A 22,089-nucleotide genomic window follows, 5' to 3' on the forward strand; every position below is an offset into this window, starting at 1 on the left:
TTAAAGCGCTCCTTTACTTTCAAGATATTGATTTAGTCCACGTTGACGTAAATGACAAGCTGGACATTCACCACAGCCATCCCCAATGATACCGTTATAGCATGTTAATGTTTTTGTACGAATATAATCTAAAACTTCGAGTTCATCACTTAATTTCCACGTTTCTGCTTTGTTTAACCACATTAAAGGAGTATGAATGACAAAATCTTTGTCCATAGCTAGGCTTAATGTTACGTTCATTGATTTTATAAAACTATCGCGACAGTCTGGGTAGCCTGAAAAGTCTGTTTCACATACGCCTGTAATAATATGCTTAGCCCCAATTTGATAAGCTAGAGCGCCTGCAAACGACAAGAAAAGTAAATTTCTAGCTGGAACAAATGTATTAGGTATACCATCTTCATTATTAGTAATTTCCATATCATGTTGTGTTAATGCGTTTGGAGTAAGTTGTGATAATAATGACATATCTAAAACGTGATGTTTCATTCCTTGATCTTGTGCAATTTGTTTTGCGACTTCAATTTCAGTATCATGTCTTTGGCCATAATTAAACGTTACGAGTTCAACTTCTTTGAAATGTTTTTTTGCATAAAAGAGACATGTTGTACTGTCTTGACCACCACTAAAGACAACGATGGCTTTTTCATTATTTAATACACTTTCCATTTTGTAATTGCTCCTATCATTAATAATATTAATAAAGAGGTTAATGGCATTGATAAGCCCGTTTTTAATTTATAAAATAAAAAAAGCCTATCTCCATAAAAGATAGACGAAAGAAATGGGTTGCTCCTATAATATATATTAAAGGTTTACCAACGAATGTTTGAAATTTCAATGTCTAGTTTTTTATAGAGGGTTTCAGCTAGGAACCTCTGATATTCATTTATGTACGATGAATAGAATATACCATATATTAGTTAAAATCAAGGTCAGGATAATGACAATGCTTTTAAAGTTTTAGCTACATCCAATACATATTATAAAAATAAAACACATTTAGAACGGAGTATACAATGATTCTAGTCATAGATAATAATGATTCATTTACATATAATTTAATAGACTATATTAAGACTCAAACGAAACTAACAGTTCAAGTTGTTGGTATTGATAATCTGCTGATAGAAGACGTCATTAATATGAAGCCAAAAGCAATTGTTATTTCGCCTGGGCCGGGTAATCCGGATGATTATCCTATCTTGAATGAAGTGTTAGAACAATTTTATCAGCGTGTACCTATACTAGGTGTATGTTTAGGATTTCAATGTATCGTGTCTTATTTTGGTGGAAATATCATTCACGGCTATCATCCTGTACACGGACATACTACACAGTTACGCCATACCAATGAAGGTATTTTTCAAGGACTGCCTCAAAATTTCAATGTAATGCGTTATCATTCATTAATTGCTGACGGAGCGACTTTTCCAAATTGCTTAAAGATTACAGCAAAAAACGATGAAGCGATTATTATGGCATTTGAGCATATTAGATTTCCGGTTTTTGGTGTGCAATATCATCCTGAATCTATTTTGAGTGAATACGGTTATCGACAAGTTGAATTATTTTTATCGAAGGTAGGTGATTACTGTGAGAATAGAATATAATTATCGCTACTATTTAACTGAAAATGAATATAAGCAATACCATATTCAATTAAAGGGATTTATAAAGAAGTATGTTGCTACTAAGTTGGCTGATGTGGGAGAAGTGATACACTTTGCACAAGCGCAGCAACGACAAGGTAGATATGTCTCGTTATATTTAAGTTACGAAGCGGCAAAGTATTTTAATCATGCTATGTGTACACATTCATTAGCTAAAGATGATATTTATGCAGCAGCTTATAGTTTTGAAAAAGCGGAAAGCATAAATTCAACATATGAACATCAAACTTCTTATGTATCAAAGTATCATTTTTCATTTGTTGAATCTTCTGAGGTTATGATGACTAATATTAAACGTGTCCAACAAGCAATTGTTGAAGGCGAAACGTATCAAGTGAACTATACGGCGCGCTTAACGGATAACATTTATTATCCTATTAGTACTTTATATGAACGATTAACTCAATTTAGTAATGGTAATTATACTGCGTTATTACAAACTGATGAAATCCAAGTAGCGTCTATCTCACCAGAATTATTTTTTCAAAAAGGACAATTTAACAATGTCGATAACGTTATCATAAGCAAACCGATGAAAGGGACAATGCCTAGAGGTAAAACGGAAGCTGAAGATCAACAGTATTATAAAACATTGCAAACTTCTTCGAAAGATCGTGCAGAAAATGTCATGATTGTTGATTTACTAAGAAACGATATAGGGAGAATATCACAGAGTGGCTCAATTAAGGTGTATAAACTATTTTTTATTGAGGCATATAAAACTGTATTTCAAATGACTTCGATGGTAAGTGGAACTTTAAAAAATAATACAGACTTAACTCAAATTTTAACATCGTTATTTCCTTGTGGTTCGATTACAGGTGCACCGAAACTGAATACAATGAAATATATTAAACAATTAGAAAGTTCACCTCGTGGTATATACTGCGGAGCAATTGGACTATTACTTCCAACTGAAGATGATAAAATGATTTTTAATATTCCGATTCGCACTATTGAGTATAAATATGGACAAGCGATTTATGGAGTCGGAGCAGGTATTACAATTGATTCTAAGCCAAAAGATGAAGTGAATGAATTTTACGCAAAAACCAAGATTTTGGAGATGTTATAATGCAATTATTTGAAACAATGAAAATTGATAATGGACATATCCCTAGACTTACTTATCATACTAATCGCATAAAATGTTCTTCTGAGCGATTAAACTTTAAATTTGATGAACATGCATGGCGAAATGAATTAAACGATGTAACAACAAAGTATCACAGTGGTCAATATAGACTTAAAATCGTATTAAATGCTGAAAGCAAATTTGAAACGATAGTGTCACCTTTACCTGAGAAAAGTAGTTTTACAGCAAAATTTCAAGTGTTGCCCAAAGTAGTTAATCCAACTTTTATAAAAAATAAAACGACAGAACGAAAGCATTTAGCACACAATCATGAAACAGATTTAATATTGCTAACTTCAGAGGACGGCAAGGTCCTTGAATTTGATATTGGCAACATTGTCATTGAAGAGGATGGAAAATGGTACACACCAAGTTATAAAGATGATTTCTTAAAAGGATGCATGCGTGATTATTTAATAGATAGTGACAAACTTGTTGAAAAAGACTTTAATAAAAACGAATTGATTTATAAATATCATAACAATGAGATACGTTTATTTTTGATAAATAGTTTACGAGAGGTTGCCGATGTCCACCTTTGCCTTTAAAATTAGTATGATAATAAAGTAGAAAATGATGTGAAAACAAATTTAAAAATTAAATGGGGCCAAATATGATTATTGTTTATATTGTGCTGTTGTTAATTCTTGTATACGTAAATTATCGATTAGTGAATCGATTGCTATCTGAAAATAGAATATATGTTGTTCGTTTGATAGCAACAATTACTACTGTTATAAGCTTTATCCTTGTATACGCATTAATTCACGAACTTATGCCTTTTGTTGTGCGGGCAATGGATTTAATGTACCACCAGTAAATTTAGTGAGTAGGTAAAATGAACTATTCAATCGATTCTATAATTAAAAATGAAAGTAAAGTAACCAAATATTGAAGAGGTGTACAAATGAAAATATATAGTCAAGGTGACCAAGCCATTGTAGTCGCAATTGAAAAAGAAGTATCTAAAAGTTTAACCGAAGATTTATTAACACTTCGCTCATATTTAATTGAACAAAATTATCCATTTATTATAGAAATTGTGCCATCAGAATCAGACATGATGATTGTCTATGACGCAAGGGATATGATTAAACACCATAATATACAATCACCTTTTTTATACATGAAAGCACTAATAGAATCGATTCATTTAAACATAAAACATGATTTTAACCAGCAAGATTTGATTGAAATACCAATTGTGTATGGTTCGAAATATGGTCCGGATTTAGAATCACTTTTAAAACATTACAAAATCAAGCTAGAAACTTTTATTGAATTACATTCTAAGGCGCAATATTTTGTTTCGATGATGGGATATTCACCTGGGTTTCCTTATTTAACTGGATTAAATAAGAAATTGTATATTAATCACACGAGTAAACAGAAAAAATTCATTCCAGCTGGTTCTGTAGTACTTGAAGGGAAAAAATGCGGTATTGTAACTACGGATACAATTAATGATTGGTTAGTTATTGGTTATACACCATTATCACTTTTTAATCCGAAAGAATCAGATTTCGCACGCTTAAAGTTAGGCGATAATATTAAATTTAGACCTATCAATGAAAATGAATTAGAAGTAGGAGCGTTTAAAGATGTCAATCATAATTGAAAAAAGTGGCTTATTCAGTAGCTTTCAGGACTTTGGCAGAAGGGGATATGAACATGATGGTGTAATTCCATGTGGTGCACTTGATACTTTAGCACATGAAATTGCTAATCGATTAGTTGCAAATGACAAGAATGAAGCAACTTTGGAAATGACTAATAAAATGGCAACGATTCGTTTTACAGAACCTACGCTGATTGCATTAGCAGGGGGTAATGTCAAAGCTTACACTGAGCATATGACTATATCTCCATATAAATTGTATTTGTTAGATAAAGGCGATGTTTTAAAGTTTAGAGAAACAAGTTATACATCGCGAGTGTATTTAGCTGTGGGAGGCGGATTTGAATTAGATGCATGGTTAGGATCTAACTCAACCGACTTTAATGTAAAAATTGGTGGTTTTAAAGGTAGAACATTACAAGATGGCGATGAAATAAAGCTTAAGAGAGATTATACAGCTCGTCATCATAAGTTATTTGAAAACCTTGCTCACACGAAACAAACAGATTGGGGTATTGATGGATACGCCTTGTCATTTAATTATATGTCTGATGTATTTCATGTCGTTAAAAATAAAGGTACGGAAGATTTTAAAGAAGATGCCATTCAAAGATTTGTGAAACATGATTATAAAGTAACGAGCAAAGCAAATCGCATGGGGATGATGCTTGAAGGTGAAAAAATCAAAGCTTTTTATGAAGATATGCCACCGTATCAGACTGTCAAAAAAGGAACGATACAAATTAAGCGTGATGGCACACCTATTATCCTATTAAATGATCATTATACGCTAGGTAGCTACCCGCAAATCGGTACAATCGCAAGTTATCATTTAACGAAATTAGCACAAAAACCGCAAGGATCACGTTTGAAATTTCAATTTATAGATATTTTAACGGCTGAAAAGAACCTTGTTAAGTATAGTAACTGGTTAAACCAATTATTCCATGGAATAGAATATAGAATGCAATTAGAAATGATGAAATAATATTTGGTACGTAGCTCATACTCGAGTCCGATGCAAATAATTTCCTCCTAATGTATAATGAAATAATACTGTGTTTTATCTGCGAAATGTATCATTTTCTAATTCGTTTCACAGTAAAATGAAAAGATAAAGTGTGTTTTTACTTGAATTTTGACTAAAATTACTCTATATTTATTAATTGAGCTATGCTTATTATTACAATTTGATTACAAATTTTAAATTTGTTAATTGAATGATAATATTAAATAAAGAAACTTACACAAGCAAATATGAGTTGTAGCCCAAAATACTTGTTAAATCAAAGTTGAAAGCTACAAATAATGAAAATTATAAACTTGAATCTGAAAGTAATTACTATAATTATGACAATGTTAACTTTTAAACGCACTTATTAATTAACTACATAATGTTAATATCTAATTTATTCAAGTACTTTCGCAAGATTTATTATCTAAATAACGGGGGAAAGAATCATGAGTTCACAAAAAAAGAAAATTAGTCTTTTTGCGTTCTTCTTATTAACCGTAATAACGATTACCTTGAAGACGTATTTTTCTTATTATGTTGATTTTTCTTTAGGTGTTAAAGGTTTAGTACAAAACTTAATATTATTGATGAATCCTTATAGTTTAGTAGCACTGGTTTTAAGTGTGTTCCTATTCTTTAAAGGCAAAAAAGCATTTTGGTTCATGTTCATAGGCGGCTTCTTATTGACGTTCCTATTATATGCCAATGTTGTGTACTTTAGATTCTTCTCTGATTTTTTAACGTTTAGTACTTTAAACCAAGTAGGTAACGTAGAATCTATGGGTGGTGCGGTTAGTGCATCATTCAAATGGTATGACTTTGTTTATTTCATTGATACGTTAGTTTACTTATTCATTTTAATATTTAAAACAAAATGGTTAGACACAAAAGCATTTAGTAAGAAATTTGTTCCTGTCGTAATGGCGGCTTCAGTAGCATTATTCTTCTTAAACTTAGCTTTTGCTGAAACTGACAGACCAGAATTATTAACACGTACATTTGACCATAAATATTTAGTGAAATATTTAGGACCTTATAACTTTACAGTATACGATGGTGTTAAAACTATCGAAAATAATCAACAAAAAGCGCTAGCATCTGAAGATGACTTAACAAAAGTATTAAATTATACGAAACAACGTCAAACAGAGCCTAACCCAGAATATTATGGGGTGGCAAAGAAGAAAAATATTATTAAGATTCATTTAGAAAGTTTCCAAACCTTCTTAATTAATAAAAAGGTTAATGGTAAAGAAGTAACACCGTTTTTAAACAAATTATCAAGTGGGAAAGAGCAATTCACATACTTCCCTAACTTTTTCCATCAAACAGGTCAAGGTAAAACATCTGACTCTGAATTTACAATGGATAACAGTTTATACGGTTTACCGCAAGGTTCTGCCTTTTCATTAAAAGGAGATAATACGTATCAGTCATTACCAGCAATTTTAGATCAAAAGCAAGGCTACAAATCTGATGTCATGCACGGTGACTATAAAACATTCTGGAACAGAGACCAAGTATATAAACACTTTGGTATCGATAAATTCTATGATGCAACATACTATGACATGTCAGATAAAAACGTTGTAAACTTAGGCTTGAAAGACAAAATTTTCTTTAAAGATTCTGCTAATTATCAAGCTAAGATGAAATCACCATTCTATTCTCATTTAATTACATTGACTAACCACTATCCATTCACATTAGATGAAAAGGATGCAACTATTGAGAAATCAAACACAGGTGATGCAACAGTTGATGGTTATATTCAAACAGCACGTTATTTAGACGAAGCATTAGAAGAATATATTAATGACTTGAAGAAAAAAGGATTATATGACAATTCAGTGATTATGATTTATGGTGACCACTATGGTATCTCTGAAAACCATAACAATGCCATGGAAAAACTATTAGGTGAAAAAATCACATCGGCTAAATTTACAGATTTAAACAGAACTGGTTTCTGGATTAAAATCCCTGGTAAATCTGGTGGTATCAATAATGAATATGCTGGTCAAGTCGATGTAATGCCAACAATTTTACATTTGGCTGGTATAGATACGAAGAACTATTTAATGTTCGGTACTGATTTATTCTCTAAAGGTCATAATCAAGTAGTTCCATTCAGAAATGGTGACTTTATAACAAAAGATTATAAATATGTTAATGGTAAGATTTATTCTAATAAAAATAATGAACTCATAACTACTCAACCAGCTGATTTCGAAAAGAATAAAAAGCAAGTTGAAAAGGATCTCGAAATGAGTGACAACGTGCTTAATGGTGATTTGTTTAGATTCTACAAAAATCCAGACTTCAAAAAGGTAAATCCTTCGAAGTATAAATATGAAACAGGACCTAAAGCAAACTCTAAAAAATAATATCTAAACACGAACTCGGATTGATAAAATATCAATCCGGGTTTTTATTATGTTCTTTTATATTATGTTTTACATTATATGTGTTGATAAAAAGGTATATTATAAAGATCATTAGCATAGTCATCAAAGCCTTAACAAGTTTTATTTATAGTTGAAGCAACAATATATTAAATTATGACACTTAACGGTATCGATTTCTTTTGATTTCAAAAAGGTGTATAATGTATAGAACTGATTTAAGTACGTAGAGATTTCAACAGAAGAAGGAAGATGGGTATGGAAGCATATAAAATTGAACATTTAAATAAATCTTATGCCGATAAGACTATATTCGATAACCTAGATTTATCAATTTCAGAAGGTGAAAAAATAGGTTTAGTAGGCATAAATGGTACAGGGAAAAGTACGTTGTTAAAAGTAATTGGTGGTATTGATGATGATTTTACAGCCAATGTTATGCATCCAAATCAATATCGAATTCGATATTCGTCTCAGAAACAGGACCTTAATGAAGATATGACAGTTTTTGATGCAGTATTAAGTTCTGATACAACAACTTTACGCATCATCAAGCAATATGAGCAGGCAGTACAAGCTTATGCGGATGACCAAAGTGATAAATTGTTCAAGCGAATGATGGATGCGCAAGATGCTATGGATCAACATGATGCTTGGGACTATAACGCTGAAATTAAAACAATCCTCTCAAAACTAGGTATACATGATACTACTAAATACATTAAAGAATTATCCGGCGGACAACAAAAACGTGTTGTACTTGCTAAAACATTAATAGAACAACCAGATTTATTGTTATTAGATGAACCTACGAACCATTTAGACTTCGAATCAATCAGCTGGTTGATCAATTATGTGAAGCAATATCCTCATACTGTTTTATTCGTAACCCATGATCGATATTTTTTAAATGAAGTTTCCACTAGAATTATTGAACTAAACAGAGGTAAGTTAGCGTCATATCCTGGTAACTATGAATCTTATATTGAAATGCGCGCTGAAAGAGAAGTAACACTTCAAAAGCAACAACAAAAGCAACGAGCTTTATATAAGGAAGAACTTGCTTGGATGAGGGCTGGAGCTAAGGCTCGTACTACAAAGCAACAAGCTAGAATTAATCGATTTAATGACCTAGAAAATGAAGTTAACCAGCAATATAAAGACGATAAAGGTGAATTGAATCTTGCTTATTCAAGATTAGGTAAGCAAGTGTTCGAATTAGAAGACTTATCAAAGGCTATTAATGATAAAGTATTATTTGAACATCTGACGGAAATTATTCAAAAAGGTGAGCGTATTGGTGTTGTTGGGCCAAATGGAGCTGGTAAAACAACACTCTTAAATATTTTGAGTGGAGAAGACCAACAATTCGAAGGTAAATTGAAGACTGGGCAGACGGTTAAAGTAGCTTATTTTAAGCAAACAGATGAGACCCTGGATAGAGATATTCGTATGATTGATTATTTAAGAGAAGAAAGTGAGATCGCAAAAGAAAAAGATGGAACCTCGGTATCTATTACACAACTTCTTGAACGATTTTTATTTCCAAGTGCAACTCATGGTAAAAAAGTTTATAAATTATCTGGTGGAGAGCAAAAGCGTTTGTATTTATTACGTCTACTCGTACACCAGCCAAATGTTCTGTTGTTAGATGAACCGACAAATGATTTAGATACTGAGACTTTAACAATACTTGAAGATTATATTCATACTTTCGGTGGTACAGTGATTACCGTAAGCCATGATCGCTACTTCTTAAATAAAGTTGCACAGTCATATTGGTTTATTCATGATGGTCAGATGGAAAAGATTATCGGAACTTTTGAAGATTATGAAAGTTATAAAAAATCATTAGATAAAAATAAATCCACATTGAAGCAACAATCTAAATCTTCTACAACTGTACGTAAGAAAAATGGTTTATCATATAAAGAAAAATTAGAATATGAACAATTGATGAAACGCATAGAACAAGCGGAAGTAAGAATGGAAGAAATTGATGTGCTCATGATTGAGGCAAGTGCAGATTATGGGAAAATTAAAGAATTAAACGAAGAAAAAGAACAACTTGAAATTCAATATGATTTAGACATCACAAGATGGAGTGAGTTAGAAGAAATTAAAGAACAACAATAAGGGGTCAATTTATGATGCAACAAACATTATCGCATTACTTTGGGTATGAAACGTTTCGACCAGGACAAGAAGAAATTATTAGCAAAGTATTAGACCATCGTAATGTGCTTGGTGTCTTACCAACTGGTGGAGGTAAGTCTATATGCTATCAAGTACCAGGTTTATTGTTAGGTGGTACAACAATTGTAATAAGTCCACTAATATCATTAATGAAAGATCAAGTGGATCAATTAAAAGCGATGGGAATTCAAGCTGCTTTTTTAAATAGTAGTTTGACTCAAAAAGAGCAACAACGTATTGAAAAAGCATTATCAAATGGAGAAATTCAATTTTTGTATGTTGCACCAGAACGATTTGAAAACCGATATTTTTTAAATATGCTTCAGCGTATAAAGATTCACTTAGTCGCGTTTGATGAAGCGCATTGTATTTCTAAATGGGGTCATGATTTCAGGCCGAGTTACCAAAATGTTATTTCAAAAGTATTTACGTTACCTCAAGATTTTACAATAATAGCGTTGACAGCAACTGCCACGGTTGAAGTACAGCAAGATATTAGAGAAAAGTTAAATATCGCTCAAACTGATCAAATTAAAACGAGTACTAAGCGTAGAAACTTAATTTTTAAAGTAAATCCTACTTATCAACGTCAAAAATTTATATTGGATTATATTAAAACACACGATGAAGATGCAGGTATTATTTATTGTTCTACACGTAAGCAAGTTGAAGAGCTTCAAGAAGCCTTAGAAAGTCAGAAAATTGAAAGTGTTATATATCATGCAGGTTTGAGCAATAAAGAAAGAGAAGAAGCGCAGAATGATTTCTTATTTGATCGTGTTAAAGTAGTCGTTGCTACAAATGCTTTTGGTATGGGTATTGATAAATCCAATGTACGCTTTGTTATTCATTATAATATGCCTGGAGATTTAGAATCTTATTATCAAGAAGCGGGTCGTGCAGGTCGTGACGGGTTGAAAAGTGAATGTATTTTGTTATTTAGCGAACGCGATATCAATTTACACGAGTATTTTATAACAGTCTCTCAAGCTGATGATGACTATAAAGATAAAATGGGCGAAAAGTTAACTAAAATGATTCAATATACAAAAACAAAAAAATGTCTAGAAGCAACAATTGTCCATTATTTTGAACCGAATGAAAAATTAGAAGAATGTGAACAATGTAGTAATTGTGTTCAACAAGATAAATCATATAATATGACACAAGAAGCTAAGATGATTATTAGTTGCATCGCTCGTATGAAACAACAAGAGAGTTATAGTGTTATCATTCAAGTGTTAAGAGGAGAGTCAACAGATTATATTAAGTATAAAGGTTATGACCAAATTTCAACCCATGGTTTAATGAAAGGTTACACAACATCAGAATTAAGTCACTTAATAGATGAATTAAGATTCAAAGGGTTCTTAAATGAAAATGACGAAATATTAATGTGTGATACTTCAATTAAAAAATTACTCAGTAATGAAGTAGAAGTATTCACAACACCATTTAAGCAAAAAGCGACTGAAAAAGTATTTATAAATACGGTTGAAGGGGTTGACCGAGTATTATTCAGTCAGTTGGTAGAAGTTCGTAAAAAGTTAAGTGACAAATTAACGATAGCACCTGTAAGTATATTTTCTGATTACACGTTGGAGGAATTTGCTAAACGTAAGCCTGCTTCGAAACAAGATATGATTAATATTGATGGCGTAGGTAGTTACAAATTAAAACATTATTGTCCAGCATTTTTAGAAACGATTCAAAATTATAAAGCCAAAGTATAGTGAAGACACCTAGTAAGCATTCCTTGTTTTACTGGGTGTTTTTTTGAATTCAAGGTAAAATAACACTATTTCTTAACTGGAGATTACCTATTATTCATTATTTTATTAAAAAAGTTCAAGGATAAATCATTTAAATTTGAAAATTGTAATAAACGTGGTTAAATAGGGAATACATACATATAATCTCGGTTTTATGCTATGAGAAAAAAAGAGGTGGCAAAGTGATTAAGTTTAAAAATGTAACTAAGCGTTATGGCAAACATGTTGCTGTCGATAACATTAGTTTCAATATTAATGAGGGTGAATTTTTTGTGCTAATTGGACCTTCAGGTTGTGGAAAAACTACGACATTAAAAATGATTAATCGACTCATTCACTTAAGTGAAGGTTATATTTATTTTAAAGATAAACCAATAAGTGATTATCCAGTATACGAAATGCGTTGGGATATTGGATACGTATTGCAGCAGATTGCATTATTCCCACATATGACAATCAAAGAAAATATTGCACAAGTGCCACAAATGAAAAAGTGGAAAGAAAAAGATATAGATAAAAGAGTAGATGAATTACTTGAAATGGTTGGATTAGAACCTGAAAAATATAAAAACAGAAAACCTGATGAATTGTCAGGGGGGCAACGACAACGTGTAGGAGTTATACGTGCGTTAGCAGCTGATCCACCAGTTATTTTAATGGATGAACCGTTTAGTGCATTAGACCCAATCAGCCGAGAAAAACTTCAAGATGATTTAATTGAATTACAAACTAAAATTAAGAAGACAATCATATTTGTTACACATGATATTCAAGAGGCGATGAAACTTGGTGATAAGATTTGTCTTTTGAATGAAGGGCATATTGAACAAATTGACACACCAGAAGGATTTAAAAATAATCCTCAAAGTGAATTTGTTAAACAATTTATGGGTAGTCATTTAGAAGATGATGCGCCATGTGTTGAAGAGAACGCAATTATCCGTGACTTGGATATTATGAAACCAATCGATGAGGTTACATCTATGAGCGCTTATCCAATTGTTTATGACAATCAACCAATTGAAGTATTGTATCAACTTTTATCAGAGAGCGAGCGTGTCATTGTCATGCAAGAAGATAGCGTAGGTCAATATGTTATTGATAGGAAAGATATCTTCAAATATTTGTCCCAGAAAAAGGAGGTAGCTCAACATGACTAACTTTTTCGACATATTGAGTGAACGTAAGGGGCAACTCTTTTCGACAATGATAGAACATATTCAAATATCATTTATCGCATTATTGATTGCAACTGCTATTGCGGTACCATTAGGTATTTTATTAACGAAGACTAAAACGATATCTGAAATCGTAATGAATATTGCGGCAATTCTTCAAACCATACCATCGTTGGCATTATTAGGTTTAATGATTCCTTTATTTGGTATCGGTCGTGTGCCAGCAATTATTGCACTTGTAGTGTATGCGTTGTTACCAATTTTAAGGAATACGTATACTGGAATTAAAGAAGTTGATCCATCACTCATTGAAGCGGCTAAAGGTATAGGTATGAAACCATTTAGACGTTTAACTAAAGTCGAACTTCCGATAGCAATGCCTGTTATAATGGCTGGTGTAAGAACGGCTATGGTATTAATTATAGGTACAGCAACACTAGCAGCATTAATTGGTGCAGGCGGACTAGGAGATTTAATTTTATTAGGTATAGACCGTAACAATGCATCGTTGATATTATTAGGTGCAATTCCAGCAGCCTTATTGGCAATTATATTTGATTTAATTTTAAGATTTATGGCTAAATTATCTTATAAAAAGTTATTGATGACGTTAGGTGTTATAGTGATGATTATTATACTGGCTATCGCTATTCCTATGTTTGCACAAAAAGGTGATAAAATTACGTTAGCTGGAAAGCTTGGCTCCGAGCCATCGATTATTACAAATATGTATAAAATTTTAATAGAAGAAGAGACCAAAAATACTGTAGAAGTGAAAGATGGTATGGGCAAAACAGCATTTTTATTTAATGCTTTAAAATCTGACGATATAGATGGGTATTTAGAATTTACTGGAACAGTTTTAGGTGAATTAACAAAAGAACCATTGAAGTCAAAAGAAGAGAAAAAAGTTTATGAACAAGCTAAGCAAAGTCTTGAAAAGAAATATCAAATGACTATGTTAAAACCAATGAAGTATAACAATACGTATGCTTTAGCTGTAAAACGTGATTTTGCTAAACAACATAATATACGTACAATTGGTGATTTAAATAAGGTTAAAGATCAACTTAAACCAGGATTTACATTGGAATTTAATGATCGTCCAGATGGTTACAAAGCTGTTCAAAAGGCTTATAATTTAAATTTAGATAACATACGTACAATGGAACCTAAGTTGAGATATCAAGCGATCAATAAAGGTAATATTAATTTAATAGATGCATATTCAACTGACGCTGAATTAAAACAATATGATATGGTTGTGTTAAAAGATGATAAGCACGTATTTCCACCATATCAAGGAGCACCATTATTTAAAGAAAGCTTTTTAAAGAAACATCCAGAAATTAAGAAACCGTTAAACAAACTAGAAAACAAAATATCTGATGAAGATATGCAAATGATGAACTATAAAGTAACAGTTAAAAATGAAGACCCATATACAGTTGCGAAAGATTATTTAAAAGCAAAAGGGTTAATCAAATAACGACCAACGCCACATAAGATGCGTAACACCAAATTATATCTTATGTGGCGTTGTTATATTTAAATCTATAATTATGTTCAATTTAAACATGCAATAATGATTAAAAAATATGACATGTTAAACACAATGTAAGCTATTATGATGTGAAAATAGTAGCATTGCATTTTAGAAACATAGAGCGATATAATGAATATAAGTTTTTTGAAATTTCAGTTAATTCTAAGGAGGTTGTTTTTATTATGAAAGAACAACTTAATCAACTATCAGCATATCAGCCTGGTTTATCTCCAAGGGCATTGAAAGAAAAGTATGGCATTGAAGGAGATTTATATAAACTTGCATCAAATGAAAATTTGTATGGACCATCGCCTAAAGTTAAAGAAGCGATATCAGCACACTTAGATGAGTTATATTATTATCCTGAAACAGGATCACCGACATTAAAAGCGGCGATTAGTAAACATTTAAATGTAGATCAATCACGCATTTTATTTGGTGCGGGATTAGATGAAGTTATATTAATGATTTCTAGAGCTGTATTAACGCCAGGGGATACTATTGTTACAAGTGAAGCGACATTCGGTCAATATTATCACAATGCGATTGTTGAATCAGCTAATGTGATACAAGTACCTTTAAAAGATGGTGGCTTCGATTTAGAAGGTATTTTAAAAGAAGTTAATGAAGATACGTCATTGGTATGGTTATGTAATCCAAATAATCCTACAGGTACATATTTTAATCATGAGAGCTTAGATTCGTTTTTATCTCAAGTACCTCCACATGTACCAGTAATTATAGATGAAGCTTATTTTGAATTTGTGACAGCAGAGGGCTACCCGGATACACTTGCTTTGCAACAAAAATATGACAATGCTTTCTTATTACGTACATTTTCAAAGGCGTATGGATTAGCGGGTTTACGTGTAGGATATGTGGTAGCAAGTGAACATGCGATTGAAAAATGGAACATCATTAGACCACCATTTAATGTGACACGTATATCTGAATACGCAGCAGTTGCAGCACTTGAAGATCAACAATATTTAAAAGAGGTAACACATAAAAATAGTGTTGAACGCGAAAGATTTTATCAATTACCTCAAAGTGAGTATTTCTTGCCAAGTCAAACGAATTTTATATTTGTAAAAACAAAGCGGGTAAATGAACTTTATGAAGCACTTTTAAATGTAGGGTGTATTACGCGACCATTTCCAACTGGTGTTAGAATTACAATTGGTTTTAAAGAACAAAATGATAAAATGTTAGAAGTTTTATCAAACTTTAAATACGAATAGTAAGTGGGGAGTGGGACAGAAATGATATTTTCGCAAAATTTATTTCGTCGTCCCACCCCAACTTGCATTGTCTGTAGAAATTGGGAATCCAATTTCTCTTTGTTGGGGCCCCGCCGGCAAGGTTGACTAGAATTGAAAAAAGCTTGTTACAAGCGCATTTTCGTTCAGTCAACTACTGCCAATATAACTTTGTAGAGCATTGAACATTGATTTATGTCTCAAGCTCAATGCAGTGTGAATGATGAGGTGAGAGTATTCAGTGTAAAAAGCAACAATAGATGATATTGTTTTGTATCAATTGCTTTTTTGCTATACTGAATCAATACTGATATTTTCAGGAGAAGATTAAAATGACCCGTAAATCAATCGCGATTGATATGGATGAAGTATTGGCAGATACATTAGGAGAAATCATTGATGCTGTCAATTTTAGAGCGGATTTAGGTATTAAAATGGAAGCTTTGAATGGTCAAAAACTTAAACATGTTATTCCTGAACATGATGGATTAATTACAGAAGTATTGAGAGAACCAGGCTTCTTCAGACATCTTAAAGTGATGCCGTATGCACAAGAAGTTGTGAAAAAATTAACTGAACATTATGATGTATATATTGCTACAGCAGCAATGGATGTACCAACATCATTTAGTGATAAATATGAATGGTTACTAGAGTTCTTTCCATTTTTAGATCCTCAGCATTTTGTTTTTTGTGGTAGAAAAAACATCGTTAAAGCTGATTATTTAATAGATGACAATCCTAGACAGCTTGAAATTTTTACTGGTACACCGATTATGTTTACAGCAGTGCATAATATTAATGATGATCGATTTGAACGCGTAAATAGCTGGAAAGATGTAGAACAGTATTTTTTAGATAATATTGAGAAATAAAATATATCACTTGAAAAATTTCATGTAGAAAAGATGATGGATAGGCTATAAAGTAATTGTGACTGAGATGAACTTTTATGTCTTAGACACTACAACACTATATTGGCAGTAGTTGACTGCGGGGCCCCAACATAGAGAAATTGGAACGCCAATTTCTACAGACAATGCAAGTTGGGGTGGGCCCCAACATAAAGAAATACTTTTTCTTTAGAAATTAGTATTTCTTATGCATGAGTGTAACTCATGCATTCATATTTTTAAGTACACATTAGCTGTGACTAATGATAAAGAATCGCTACATAATCAATCATTAGTCGTTCTTTATCATTTCCGTCCCGCTCTCAATAAATGTTAGTCTATCTTATTATTATAAATCGGATGAATGTGTTAATCTATGGCAGATTACACGTCATCCGATTTTTTATAGAATTTGAAAAAGACGCATAAACCACTATGATTTAAAATACAACATCAATCATTTTAGTGGCATGCGCCAAAATTATATGTCTGTTTTTGAAACAGGGTAATAGCTTAAAGCTAATAAAAACGAATATAAGGTGCGTTGAATCTTATGATTACACTCCAAACCTAATATAATATCGGGTTAAGATCATTCCGGATGCTTACAAATCATTGACAGTAAGTAACTGAATGGCATTTGGTATAACCTCAATATCAATAGGTGTTTCTAATGAAATTTCGCCATCAATATCAACTTTCATTGCTGGATCTGTTGTAAGTGAAATCTTTTTACCAGGTATATGCTCAATACCTTGAGTAATTTCATTCCAATTCATGCTATCACGCTTTTTAAAAATATCATTTAAAATACTGAAACTTTGTTCATTAAAAATGAAAGTGTTCAGTTCACCATCTTGAGGAGACAAATCAGTCAATGGTATACGACTACCACCAATGAATGGACCATTTGCTGTTAGTATCATGGTCGTTTCGCCAGAATATGTCTTATCATCTATTGATAATTGATAATTAAATTGTGTTGGATTTAGCAGTGTTTTGACAGTTGATCCAATATAACTCAATTTACCAAATATATCTTTTGAACCATCTTGTACGTTTTCAGCGTTTTGAACAATGAGACCTAAGCCAACAAAGTTGAGTGCATATTGATTATTTATTTTAATTACATCGTATGTACCAACTTGTGCAGAAATCATTTGTTCACTAGCTTGTTTATGATTAGGTGCTATATTTAGCGTTTTTGTAAAATCATTAAAAGTACCGCCTGGTAAAATGCCAATAGGGAGTTGAAGGTCATGTGTCATAACACCGTTTATAAGTTCGTTAACCGTGCCATCACCGCCAAGAATAAATAATATATCTACATCTTTTGCATAGTTTTTAGTTTTGATTTCTTGGCAATATTTAATAATGTCACCTTCGTTTTCACTCAATTGAATAGAAAGATGCTTACAAATTGAACTTAATGCTGTTGTAACTTCCCCAATACCTTGATTAATATTTTTTAATCCACTGTGTTCATGGTAAAAGAGGACACCATGTGTATATTTATTTTCCATAGTTTAGCCTACTTTCTAAAAATTGGTTCATTAAATATATATACCCACTTTTAATTGTTAATACCAAAAATATGTTTTTAAATAGAGAAAATGGTAATAAATGAAATTGATTTCTATAGAGTGGGACGAGAAAATATAGTTATAGCTGTCTATAATGAGCATATTAAGTTTTTATTTATACTGATATCTTGAATTTAATTAATAGAAACCTATAAAAAAACAGTAAGCCATTTAAATGACTTACTGTTTTTTGAATTAGGCCAACAATATTAACGTATACCTTTCATCGCTTTGATGATTAAAGGTGAGAATGCTAATACAATTGTTGTAACAATAATTGCAACAACACCTAGGAAAATAAAGTAATTTGTTTGACCTAGTGGTTCTATTAACTTAACTAAAGTACCATTGATTGCTTGTGCAGAAGCGTTAGTTAAGTACCAAATACTCATCATTTGGGCATTAAATGCTTTAGGTGCTAACTTAACAGCAGCACTATTACCCGTTGGTGATAAGCATAGCTCACCGATAACACAAATAATGTACGATAAAATAACCCAGTTAACTGAAAAGTTTGATGAACCTGATGCATAACCTACAATACCAATTAGTATGTATGACGCACCTGCTAAGAACGTACCAATTGCAAATTTTACTGGCAGGCTAGGTTGTTTAGTTCCAAGCTTTTGCCATAAAAGTGAAATAATTGGAGCTAGTAATAAAATAAATAATGGGTTAATTGATTGGAAGATCGCTTCACCAAAGTTTGTTTTCCAACCAAATAAGTTTAATTTCATATCTGAATGTTCAATTCCATATATGTTTAATACATTAGACCCTTGTTCTTGAATAGCCCAGAACACCATTCCAAGAATAAATAATGGAATAAATGCTTTAACACGAGAACGTTCAGTATCAGTGACATCTTTACTTCTAATAATTAAAGTGAAGTAAATGATTGGTAATGCAATACCTAATACTAAAACAGTATTACTAACTAAGTTAAATGATAATGAGTTAGTTAATGCACCAATAACGATAATTAATACAATTGCTAAAACAACACTTCCGATAATAAGACCATACTTTTTCTTTTCAGCTGGTGTCAATGGGTTAGTAGGTTTCATACCAACGCTACCTAAGTTTTTGCGGTTGAAAAGTACATACCATACTAAACCTAATGCCATACCAACTGCTGCAATCAAGAATCCGCCGTGGAAGTTTTTAACATTAACAAAGTGTTGCAAAATAATAGGTGATAATAATGCACCCATATTAACTGACATATAGAAAATAACAAAACCTGCATCCATACGTCTATCATTTTCAGGATATAAACGGCCAACGATATTTGAAATGTTTGGCTTCATTAAACCTGAACCAATAATGATGAAGAACATTGATGTGAATAAGCCGATTAATGCAAATGGTAAGCTTAAACAAATATGTCCGATAATAATAAAGACTGCACCTAATAAAGTAGCGCCTCTAGTGCCTGTAATTCTGTCAGCAATCCATCCGCCTGGTATTGATGTCATATAGATTAATGAACCATAAACTGACATAATTGACATAGCTGTTGTTTTATCAATTCCAAGGCCATTATCTGTTACGGCAAAGTACATGTAGAAAATGAGTAGGGCACGCATGCCATAATAACTAAACCTTTCCCAGAACTCTACAAAGAAGAGTACGCCTAGTCCTCGAGGATGCCCGAAAAATCCTGTTTGAGGTATGTCTTGAATTTGATTTCCATGGGAGTTTTGTTGTGTCATGTATACATCCCATCCTTTCTTCCCCTAATACAATAGTTTAAGTAAATTTGATTGTGCCTTATCAACTAAATATTCCAACAAATCACAAAAAAATAAAAATATTGAGAATATTCTGTTATTAAGCGCGCACAATTAATTAGAGATAATATAAAAATATACTTATTGACGTTAAAGTGCAATAGGTTTCTATAAAAATGTTGTTTAATTCGTGTACTAATATTCTTTTGGTGTACTTTGGTATAAAATGTTATTTTAATGTAACCTATTATGTATGCTAAATGAAAAACACACCAATAAGTTAGGAAAATCAACTTATTGGTGTGTTTATTAAATGATACATTTAACGATTATCTATTTTTTCGGGATATAAATCATGATTCATCAAACGATGCTCAGCCATTTTTTCATATTTAGAATTTGGACGTCCATAGTTTGTATAAGGATCAATAGAAATTCCACCACGTGGTGTGAACTTGCCCCAGACTTCAATATAATGTGGGTCCATAAGCTCTATCAAATCATTCATAATAATATTCATACAATCTTCGTGAAAATCACCGTGATTTCTGAAACTAAATAAGTATAATTTCAAAGATTTTGATTCAACCATTTTAACATTTGGAATATATGAAATATAGATAGTTGCAAAATCTGGTTGCCCAGTAATTGGACATAATGATGTAAATTCTGGACAGTTGAATTTTACGAAATAGTCACGACCTTGATGCTTATTATCAAACGATTCTAATACATCAGGACGATAGTCAAAATTGTAAGTATTGTCTTGATTTCCTAATAAAGTTATATCTTGTAATTCATCTTGTTGACGGCCATGTGCCATATAAAGCGCTCCTTTAAATTTATTTTTTTATTATTTTGGCGTCTCGGCGTGCTTTTTCAAACATGTAATAACTTGCACCGATAATAACGACGTAACCTAATGTTGCATAGAAATCTGGAGATTCTCCGAATAGAATAAATCCAAGTATTGCTGTGAAAATTATAGATGCATACGTAAAAATAGAAATATCTTTTGCTGCTGCAAAACTATATGCTAAAGTAACACCAATTTGACCCACAGCGGCAGCTAAGCCAGCCCCTAATAGATAAAGTATTTGCATCTGACTCATTGGTTCATAAGTATATGCAGTGAAAGGTATTAAAACGATGACAGAAAATAAGGAGAAGTAAAATACTATAGTATATGGTGCTTCTCTTGTACTAAGTGCTCGAACACATGTATATGCTGATGCTGCAAAAATACCTGAGAATAAGCCAGCTAATGATGGAATCATAGATGATGAAAATTCAGGTTTCACTATTAAAAGCATACCTAAAATAGCAATTATCATTGCTGTAATTTGATACTTCCTTACCTTTTCATGTAAGAAAACAATGCTTAATAAAATCGTCCAGAAAGGATTGAGTTTCATTAATGAATCGGCATCACTAAGTACCATATGATCAATGGCATAAATATTTAACAATACACCAATAAGTCCAAGTGTTGATCGTGTTATTAATAAGGGTTGACTTGAAAGTCTGCCAAACATTGGCTGATGGTATTTATATATAAAAAATAATGGAATAAACATTGCTACTAAGTTTCGTGCTAATGATTTTTGAAAAACAGGAAGGTCACCTGCAAGTCTGAAAAACACTGACATAAAACTGAAACCAATAGCCGAAATTAAAATGGCAATGATACCTTTTACTTTAGGATTCAATTTTATCGCCTCTTTTATATAAAATTAACGTATTTATATTAGCATAAAACAACATGTTGTGCATAAATAGTTGAAATTTACTATAAAAAGACTATAATAGACTGTAGCGAACAAACGTTCTGTGTTTATTTGTCGGAATAATAGGGCATTACACTTTTATGAATGTTTGTGTTATTACATAAAACAAATATCAATTCAGTATCAAGCTAATAAGCTTTTTCTTGATTTCTGTTGATACAATTGAGATTGACACAGATTTAAAAAAATCAAGTGATATCTACTAAAAAATTTTTTTAAATTTGTTCAAGTTTTTCTAATTTAGTATTGGTGCCTAGTTGGAACGTTTTACGAACATTCGATTAGAAAATGGCACT

At 31.8% G+C, this 22,089-nt stretch carries 20 protein-coding genes; 14 read left to right on the forward strand and 6 right to left on the reverse strand.

Translation table 11 applies throughout. The features are described 5' to 3' along the window. A complete protein-coding gene (gene queC / locus AA076_RS03520; protein WP_000446724.1) occupies positions 1-669 on the reverse strand; it encodes a 7-cyano-7-deazaguanine synthase QueC in 669 nt (222 codons plus the stop codon). 350 nt (positions 670-1,019) lie between these two features. On the opposite strand from queC, the gene AA076_RS03525 reads away from it, so the two are divergent. The 13 genes from AA076_RS03525 (at position 1,020) to AA076_RS03590 (ending at position 16,672) form a co-directional block, all read left to right on the forward strand. Continuing rightward, on the forward strand, positions 1,020-1,613 hold the full coding sequence (locus tag AA076_RS03525) for an anthranilate synthase component II (RefSeq protein WP_000604514.1): 594 nt from the start codon (positions 1,020-1,022) through the stop codon (positions 1,611-1,613). After that, positions 1,597-2,748: a chorismate-binding protein gene (locus tag AA076_RS03530; RefSeq protein WP_001217785.1), complete on the forward strand. Its 1,152-nt coding sequence runs from the start codon at positions 1,597-1,599 to the stop codon at positions 2,746-2,748. Before AA076_RS03525 ends, AA076_RS03530 begins: the two co-directional genes overlap by 17 nt. After that, entirely contained in the window at positions 2,748-3,356 is a 609-nt protein-coding gene (locus AA076_RS03535; RefSeq protein ID WP_001175781.1) for an aminotransferase class IV, read from the forward strand. Before AA076_RS03530 ends, AA076_RS03535 begins: the two co-directional genes overlap by 1 nt. Before the next feature lie 65 nt (positions 3,357-3,421). Then, complete coding sequence (locus tag AA076_RS14525) at positions 3,422-3,628, forward strand: hypothetical protein (RefSeq protein ID WP_001790169.1); 207 nt, start codon at positions 3,422-3,424, stop codon at positions 3,626-3,628. An 87-nt stretch (positions 3,629-3,715) separates the two neighbouring features. After that, entirely contained in the window at positions 3,716-4,426 is a 711-nt protein-coding gene (locus AA076_RS03545) for a 5-oxoprolinase subunit B family protein (protein ID WP_000708692.1), read from the forward strand. Continuing rightward, complete coding sequence (locus tag AA076_RS03550) at positions 4,410-5,414, forward strand: 5-oxoprolinase subunit C family protein (protein WP_000022323.1); 1,005 nt, start codon at positions 4,410-4,412, stop codon at positions 5,412-5,414. Before AA076_RS03545 ends, AA076_RS03550 begins: the two co-directional genes overlap by 17 nt. A gap of 473 nt (positions 5,415-5,887) precedes the next feature. Beyond that, a complete protein-coding gene (ltaS, locus tag AA076_RS03555) occupies positions 5,888-7,828 on the forward strand; it encodes a polyglycerol-phosphate lipoteichoic acid synthase LtaS (protein ID WP_001626656.1) in 1,941 nt (646 codons plus the stop codon). 270 nt (positions 7,829-8,098) lie between these two features. Continuing rightward, on the forward strand, positions 8,099-9,982 hold the full coding sequence (locus tag AA076_RS03565) for an ABC-F family ATP-binding cassette domain-containing protein (RefSeq protein WP_000525111.1): 1,884 nt from the start codon (positions 8,099-8,101) through the stop codon (positions 9,980-9,982). 11 nt (positions 9,983-9,993) lie between these two features. Continuing rightward, complete coding sequence (gene recQ, locus AA076_RS03570; RefSeq protein ID WP_000983677.1) at positions 9,994-11,775, forward strand: DNA helicase RecQ; 1,782 nt, start codon at positions 9,994-9,996, stop codon at positions 11,773-11,775. Between the two features lie 221 nt (positions 11,776-11,996). Further along, on the forward strand, positions 11,997-12,974 hold the full coding sequence (locus AA076_RS03575) for an ABC transporter ATP-binding protein (protein ID WP_000589260.1): 978 nt from the start codon (positions 11,997-11,999) through the stop codon (positions 12,972-12,974). After that, positions 12,967-14,481, forward strand: a complete 1,515-nt coding sequence (locus AA076_RS03580) for an ABC transporter permease/substrate-binding protein (protein ID WP_000180991.1) — start codon at positions 12,967-12,969, stop codon at positions 14,479-14,481. The genes AA076_RS03575 and AA076_RS03580 overlap by 8 nt, the downstream gene beginning before the upstream one ends. 239 nt (positions 14,482-14,720) lie before the next feature. After that, positions 14,721-15,779: a histidinol-phosphate transaminase gene (gene hisC / locus AA076_RS03585; protein WP_001836199.1), complete on the forward strand. Its 1,059-nt coding sequence runs from the start codon at positions 14,721-14,723 to the stop codon at positions 15,777-15,779. 350 nt (positions 15,780-16,129) lie between these two features. After that, positions 16,130-16,672: a 5' nucleotidase, NT5C type gene (locus AA076_RS03590; RefSeq protein ID WP_000197271.1), complete on the forward strand. Its 543-nt coding sequence runs from the start codon at positions 16,130-16,132 to the stop codon at positions 16,670-16,672. A 623-nt stretch (positions 16,673-17,295) separates the two neighbouring features. On the opposite strand, the gene AA076_RS03595 is transcribed toward AA076_RS03590, so the two are convergent. Next, on the reverse strand, positions 17,296-18,213 hold the full coding sequence (locus tag AA076_RS03595) for a diacylglycerol/lipid kinase family protein (RefSeq protein WP_000429014.1): 918 nt from the start codon (positions 18,211-18,213) through the stop codon (positions 17,296-17,298). 90 nt (positions 18,214-18,303) lie between these two features. Between AA076_RS03595 and AA076_RS14540 the strand changes: the two genes are divergently transcribed. Beyond that, on the forward strand, positions 18,304-18,405 hold the full coding sequence (locus tag AA076_RS14540) for a hypothetical protein (RefSeq protein WP_001790641.1): 102 nt from the start codon (positions 18,304-18,306) through the stop codon (positions 18,403-18,405). Between the two features lie 77 nt (positions 18,406-18,482). Here the strand turns inward: AA076_RS14540 and AA076_RS03605 are convergent, their stop codons facing one another. From AA076_RS03605 to AA076_RS03615, 4 genes are all read right to left on the reverse strand, one after another. After that, positions 18,483-19,988, reverse strand: a complete 1,506-nt coding sequence (locus AA076_RS03605) for a peptide MFS transporter (RefSeq protein ID WP_000193751.1) — start codon at positions 19,986-19,988, stop codon at positions 18,483-18,485. 65 nt (positions 19,989-20,053) lie between these two features. Next, positions 20,054-20,299, reverse strand: coding sequence for a hypothetical protein (locus tag AA076_RS16115; protein ID WP_001788366.1), 246 nt, complete (start codon positions 20,297-20,299; stop codon positions 20,054-20,056). Between the two features lie 29 nt (positions 20,300-20,328). After that, positions 20,329-20,829 (reverse strand): preQ(1) synthase, encoded by a 501-nt coding sequence (queF, locus tag AA076_RS03610; RefSeq protein ID WP_000930014.1) that lies wholly within the window; start codon positions 20,827-20,829, stop codon positions 20,329-20,331. Between the two features lie 19 nt (positions 20,830-20,848). Continuing rightward, positions 20,849-21,715 (reverse strand): DMT family transporter, encoded by an 867-nt coding sequence (locus AA076_RS03615; RefSeq protein WP_001068497.1) that lies wholly within the window; start codon positions 21,713-21,715, stop codon positions 20,849-20,851. Positions 21,716-22,089: the final 374 nt, after the last annotated feature.

The sequence above is a fragment of the Staphylococcus aureus genome, from assembly GCF_001027105.1.
In the GTDB taxonomy this organism is placed as follows: Bacteria; Bacillota; Bacilli; order Staphylococcales; family Staphylococcaceae; genus Staphylococcus; species Staphylococcus aureus.

What these genes read in the sequence shown, in the direction of transcription:
- queC (WP_000446724.1), bottom strand. Translation starts at nt 669, where the DNA reads ATGGAAAGTGTATTAAATAATGAAAAAGCCATCGTTGTCTTTAGTGGT.
- AA076_RS03525 (WP_000604514.1), top strand. Translation starts at nt 1,020, where the DNA reads ATGATTCTAGTCATAGATAATAATGATTCATTTACATATAATTTAATA.
- AA076_RS03535 (WP_001175781.1), top strand. Translation starts at nt 2,748, where the DNA reads ATGCAATTATTTGAAACAATGAAAATTGATAATGGACATATCCCTAGA.
- AA076_RS14525 (WP_001790169.1), top strand. Translation starts at nt 3,422, where the DNA reads ATGATTATTGTTTATATTGTGCTGTTGTTAATTCTTGTATACGTAAAT.
- AA076_RS03545 (WP_000708692.1), top strand. Translation starts at nt 3,716, where the DNA reads ATGAAAATATATAGTCAAGGTGACCAAGCCATTGTAGTCGCAATTGAA.
- AA076_RS03550 (WP_000022323.1), top strand. Translation starts at nt 4,410, where the DNA reads ATGTCAATCATAATTGAAAAAAGTGGCTTATTCAGTAGCTTTCAGGAC.
- ltaS (WP_001626656.1), top strand. Translation starts at nt 5,888, where the DNA reads ATGAGTTCACAAAAAAAGAAAATTAGTCTTTTTGCGTTCTTCTTATTA.
- AA076_RS03565 (WP_000525111.1), top strand. Translation starts at nt 8,099, where the DNA reads ATGGGTATGGAAGCATATAAAATTGAACATTTAAATAAATCTTATGCC.
- recQ (WP_000983677.1), top strand. Translation starts at nt 9,994, where the DNA reads ATGATGCAACAAACATTATCGCATTACTTTGGGTATGAAACGTTTCGA.
- AA076_RS03580 (WP_000180991.1), top strand. Translation starts at nt 12,967, where the DNA reads ATGACTAACTTTTTCGACATATTGAGTGAACGTAAGGGGCAACTCTTT.
- hisC (WP_001836199.1), top strand. Translation starts at nt 14,721, where the DNA reads ATGAAAGAACAACTTAATCAACTATCAGCATATCAGCCTGGTTTATCT.
- AA076_RS03590 (WP_000197271.1), top strand. Translation starts at nt 16,130, where the DNA reads ATGACCCGTAAATCAATCGCGATTGATATGGATGAAGTATTGGCAGAT.
- AA076_RS03595 (WP_000429014.1), bottom strand. Translation starts at nt 18,213, where the DNA reads ATGGAAAATAAATATACACATGGTGTCCTCTTTTACCATGAACACAGT.
- AA076_RS14540 (WP_001790641.1), top strand. Translation starts at nt 18,304, where the DNA reads ATGGTAATAAATGAAATTGATTTCTATAGAGTGGGACGAGAAAATATA.
- AA076_RS03605 (WP_000193751.1), bottom strand. Translation starts at nt 19,988, where the DNA reads ATGACACAACAAAACTCCCATGGAAATCAAATTCAAGACATACCTCAA.
- queF (WP_000930014.1), bottom strand. Translation starts at nt 20,829, where the DNA reads ATGGCACATGGCCGTCAACAAGATGAATTACAAGATATAACTTTATTA.